General features: G+C 55.9%; 4 protein-coding genes. 3 read left to right on the forward strand and 1 reads right to left on the reverse strand.

Annotation, left to right across the window (positions count from 1 at the left end; translation table 11 throughout):
* Window positions 1-143 precede the first annotated feature (143 nt).
* The 3 genes from GV827_RS22930 to GV827_RS22940 all read left to right on the forward strand — a co-directional run bounded on the left by GV827_RS22930 (window position 144) and on the right by GV827_RS22940 (window position 3,267).
* Window positions 144-2,144: a TRAP transporter permease gene (locus tag GV827_RS22930; RefSeq protein WP_164356613.1), complete on the forward strand. Its 2,001-nt coding sequence runs from the start codon at window positions 144-146 to the stop codon at window positions 2,142-2,144.
* A gap of 122 nt (window positions 2,145-2,266) precedes the next feature.
* Window positions 2,267-2,857, forward strand: coding sequence for a 2-hydroxychromene-2-carboxylate isomerase (locus GV827_RS22935; RefSeq protein WP_164356615.1), 591 nt, complete (start codon window positions 2,267-2,269; stop codon window positions 2,855-2,857).
* Between the two features lie 65 nt (window positions 2,858-2,922).
* Window positions 2,923-3,267: an antibiotic biosynthesis monooxygenase gene (locus tag GV827_RS22940; RefSeq protein WP_164356616.1), complete on the forward strand. Its 345-nt coding sequence runs from the start codon at window positions 2,923-2,925 to the stop codon at window positions 3,265-3,267.
* Window positions 3,268-3,657: 390 nt separating this feature from the next.
* On the opposite strand, the gene GV827_RS22945 is transcribed toward GV827_RS22940, so the two are convergent.
* Window positions 3,658-4,098, reverse strand: a complete 441-nt coding sequence (locus GV827_RS22945; protein WP_164356618.1) for a MaoC/PaaZ C-terminal domain-containing protein — start codon at window positions 4,096-4,098, stop codon at window positions 3,658-3,660.
* Window positions 4,099-4,713: the final 615 nt, after the last annotated feature.

Here is a 4,713-nt window from a genome sequence, read left to right on the forward strand (position 1 = left end):
CACTCCGCCGTGCGGGCCTATGGACAAACCTAACCCAACAAGCTGGCGCAGTTTTACTCCGGCCAGATCCAGCCAAGTGGCGCACTTTCTCTCCGGCGTTTGGTGCGATTTTGCTCCGGCGTTGACAGCTGGATGCGGGGCTATTGCTTGCTGCATTTCTGGCGGCCTTCGGATACCTCGTCGAAATCGACTCTGTCTGTCTGATTGACCAGATCACAGGCGAAAGAGCACGCCTTATTCAGGACGCAGCCGAACGATCTGCCGGCGTCATCCCCGGCATGTCCTTTGATGCCGAGGTGCCCGCCTGTCAGGCCCGTTTCGGGATCTGGATCATTCCCCTGCTGTTCACCATCATCACATTGTTCTTCCTCTATAACATCCGTGTCTGGGGGCTGCCCTTGGTGGCCGTTGCCAGTGTCGTGGTGCTGTATACCGTTGGCACAACACTGATCTGGATCTTCGATCTGTCGGACAATAATTTCTTGCTGACCAAACTGGGGGCCGATGGCGGAGATGTTACTGCAGCGGCGATCCAGAAAGCCACGAACGTCTTTGTCACGCCCGACGGGTTCATGGGCCGTTTCATGGATATCGTCATCAATCAAGTCTTTCCCTATGTGGTCCTGGGAGCGCTCTTTGGCACGTCGGCGGGGGGCACATCCTTGATCAAGCTCGCCGTGCGCGCAACGCGCAACCTGCGCGGCGGACCGGCCCATGCGGCCATTGTGTCCTCGGCGATGTTTGGCACAATCACCGGCGGGCCCGTCACCAATGTGCTGTCCACCGGGCGGCTGACGATCCCGATGATGCGACGGAACGGTTTTTCAAAGGAATTCGCAGGCGGCGTCGAAGCCGCGGCCTCCTCGGGCGGGCAGATCATGCCACCGGTCATGGGGGTTGCGGCCTTTGTGCTCGTGGCGCTGACGGCGGTGCCATACACCAAAGTCATCACGGCGGCTTTCCTGCCGGCGATGTTCTTTTTCTTCTCTATCTTTCTTGCGGTGATGTTTCAGGCTCGCCGCGAGCGCGTCGTGGCCGTCGGTGAGGTGCCGGAAGACCTTGTGATGGCGCGTCAGGACTGGTTGAACCTGATTATCATCGTGGCGCCGATCCTCACGATCCTGTTCCTGCTTCTGGGCAGCAAAGACGCCAGCGGCAGCGGGTGGATCGGAGCGATCCTGCCCGATGCGGTCACGCGCACAATCATTAATTCCACGGGGGATGCAGTCTCCGCCGGTTGGTGGGCGGTTGCGGTTCTGATTCCGCTGCTGCTGCTTGACCCTGAAACCCGCGCCAAACCGTCCAAGATGCTTGCCTCACTGGCTGACGGGGGGCTGCTGATTTCGCGATTGTTCCTGCTGCTCTTTGCGGTGTCAATCATTTCCGCCTTCCTCAACGAAAGCGGCCTGACTGGAGAATTGACCCGCGCCGTGACCTCGTGGCTGGAACAGGCACAAAGCGTCCGGCTGTTCGGCTATGACGTGCAGATCGTCGGGGGCGTATATCTGATGCTGGCCCTGACCTGCGCGATGCTCTGCGCGATCTTGCTGGGCATGGGAATGCCGACAGTTCCGGCCTATGTGAACGTCGCCTTGTTGCTTGGCCCGTTGCTCGCCAACCTTGGCGTCAGCTTTTTCACCGCACATATGTTCGTTTTCTACTTCGCCGTGGCCTCTGCGATCACGCCACCCGTGGCGGTCGCGGCTTTTGCAGCCGCCTCTATCACCGGAGCCGAGCCGATGCGCACCGGCGTTGCGGCCGTGCGGGTGGGTATTGTGATGTTTACGATCCCCTTCATCTTTGCATGGTACCCTGAACTTTTGTTGATCCCCGAAGCGGTGACAATCACAGACGAGTCCGGTGCCAAAGCCCTGATCGAAGGCTACAGCGGTGAGGTCGAGATCGCCGCACTGGCCATGCTATCCGCCCGATTGGTCCTTGCCCTATACCTCGTGGCGTCAGCCTTGGCGCGATATGACCGGGGCCCGATGGGGTCTGTGGAAATAGCGGCCCGCCTTGGTCTGGCCGTCCTGGTCATGTGGAAAACAGAACCGGTCATGTGGTTTGGCATCTGCGTCGGGCTGGCCGTGATCCTTGTGCACAATGTTCTTTCAAGGAGAGCCGATGAACGCGCCACAGCTTGAATTTGCATTCAGTCTTCAGGTGACCCCCGGTCCGATCCGCGAAATTGGCGCCGGGCGCGCCGGTCCTTGGTGGTTGCGCTTCCCGCGACCAACAGTCTCTCGCTGCGAAAAAGGGTTACCATGTGAAGCTTGAAATCTGGTTCGAATTTGCAAGCACCTACTCCTACCTGTCGGTCTCTCGTATTGAGGAGCTCTTGAATGGGACGCAAATTGACCTGGCGTGGCGGCCATTTCTATTGGGTCCGATTTTTCGGGGCAGAGGATTGGACACATCGCCGTTTATCATTGATTCTATCAAAGGCGCGTATATGTGGCGCGACATGGAACGATGCTGCAAGAAATATGGGCTTCCCTTCGTGCGTCCGCCGATCTTTCCAATGAATGGCTTGAGTGCCGCGCGGATCATGACCGCAGCGCTAAGCGAAACTTGGTCCGGAGATTTTGCTCGCCTTGTTTTTGCCGCTCAGTTCGGATGCGGGGCGGATATCTCGGATGAGGCCGTGTTGCGGCGTGTTCTGGAAGACTGCGATGTTACGCCGGATGAATGGTTCGCCAAGGCAAAACAGAGCCTTACCAAGTCGAAATTGCGCGAAGCGACCGAGCAAGCGCGGACCCTCGGTATTTTCGGAGCGCCAAGCTTTTTGGTGGGTGACGAACTTTTCTGGGGCGACGACCGGTTGGAGGATGCCATAGCATTGGCACACGTATTGTAGCGCCAGGAACCGCAGGCATTCGCTTTCGCGCCACTCCGGGTATTGATGAATTAAGGAGGCCATGTATGGCAGAAGGAACACCGCAACAGGGGCCGATCGTGAGATTGTTCGAGGTCAGGGCAAAACCTGGGTGTGCCAAGAAATTGATCAAGAAGTTCGCAGGCACTTCGGCCGAGGTTGTCAAAGGGGAACCAGGAAATCAGGGATATTTCTTTGGTCATGGCATAGATTTGGACGAAGACTACGTTGTGTTCGCGTCGCTCTGGCAGGATCTTGATGCAATTAAGGCCCGCTTCGGTGACGCATGGCAGACGTCTTTCCTGCCCCCCGGCTACGAAGACCTGATCCATGAGTGTTCCATTCGACATATTGATGCGAGCGCTGGATGGCACGCGGAGTTGGGCACTTAGCGCGAGGCCAATCCGCGCCCGTACACGGACAGATCAATGGCAGCATTGTCCGGAGGCTGTGTGAAAACTATTTGCGCGGCGGCAAAACGACAAAAACAGCAAGATTTGCAGCCTCTCTCGTTGAGCTGAACCACAAACACCTCGCTTCGGGAAAATGAGCGGCACCAAAAGGGCGCGAATTTCGAGTTTTCACACACCCTCTCCGCTTTTGAGACATCGGACGCAGTCAAAACGAGTGGCCGGTGGTTGGCAAAGGCTGTCGTTGCAGCGCTAAAGCGGACGTTGCCGCGGCGCGAGTCGGTCATCAGTGGCCGCTGACTGCAGCTTTCCGGTCATCCGATGAAAAGACCCGGATGACCCAAACGAGCCCACATTTACCTTGGTGCTATGTCAGTTGGTTCCCTTTCGAACCAGCACGTTGTCCAAAACGGTCAAGACAATTTGACCATCTTGGTTGATCAGCGTCTGGCGCATGGAAACAATTCCTCGATCGGGCTTAGAGGACGATAAACGCTTACTCTCGAAATCAAGAACGAGAGAAATCTTGTCGCCGGCGTGGGCCGGAGACTTGAACCTGACTTCGTCGTATCCGAAAGAGGCAATGACGGCAGGTTGCTTCTCCATTCTGTGGATTAGGCGGATACGGTATGCCAGCAGATATGGTCCAGATGCCGTTATACCTCCGTATTCTCGAGCAAAATCTTCATCGAGATGGATTGGGAGCGGGTCCCAGACTTTTGCAAAATCAACCATTTCTTGCAGGTCGATGGTTTGACCCGGTCCTTGCAAGCGAGATGGCACTTCGATCTCATCAAAAAAGATCAACTTCATTTCTTATCCTCGCCTGGCGGTTTCGCTGACAACTAGAAAGTGAGTTGCCGATCGTTCAAACCTACACCAAAGTATGACTACTCAATCACAAAAAAATCTTTGAGTGCATCACACAACGCATAGGTGCCCACTCTTTGTCTGAACAAAGTTCGTAACAAAGTGAATGTCCGGAAAGTCCGGAGGGTGTGTGAAAACTCGAAATTCGCGCCCTTTTGGTGCCGCTCATTTTCCCGAAGCGTGCTGTTTGTGGTTCAGCTCAACGAGAGAGGCTGCAAATCTTGCTGTTTTTGTCGTTTTGCCGCCGCGCAAATAGTTTTCACACAGCCTCTCAGCAATTCAGCCATAAGCCAGTTTCGGACCAAGGGCCGCTTCTCCCGAAAATAGTCATCGAGGTCGCAAAGCAGACGTTGCTCCGAATGCAAATAGTGCTGAGCGTCAGCTATCCGCCTTCAAGCGGTCATCCGACTACTTTTCTCAGATGTCTCAGGAGAGATGGTATGGTTGCCGCCCTCCCCAGTCGGCATCGCAATGTGCCAAAGATGTGGTCGTACACGGCCACGCTAGAGAGAGGACGGCAATATGATTGATACAATGATCGGTGTAGATTTGGCAAAG

The sequence above is a fragment of the Sulfitobacter sediminilitoris genome (genome assembly GCF_010667575.1).
In the GTDB taxonomy this organism is placed as follows: Bacteria; Pseudomonadota; Alphaproteobacteria; order Rhodobacterales; family Rhodobacteraceae; genus Sulfitobacter; species Sulfitobacter sediminilitoris.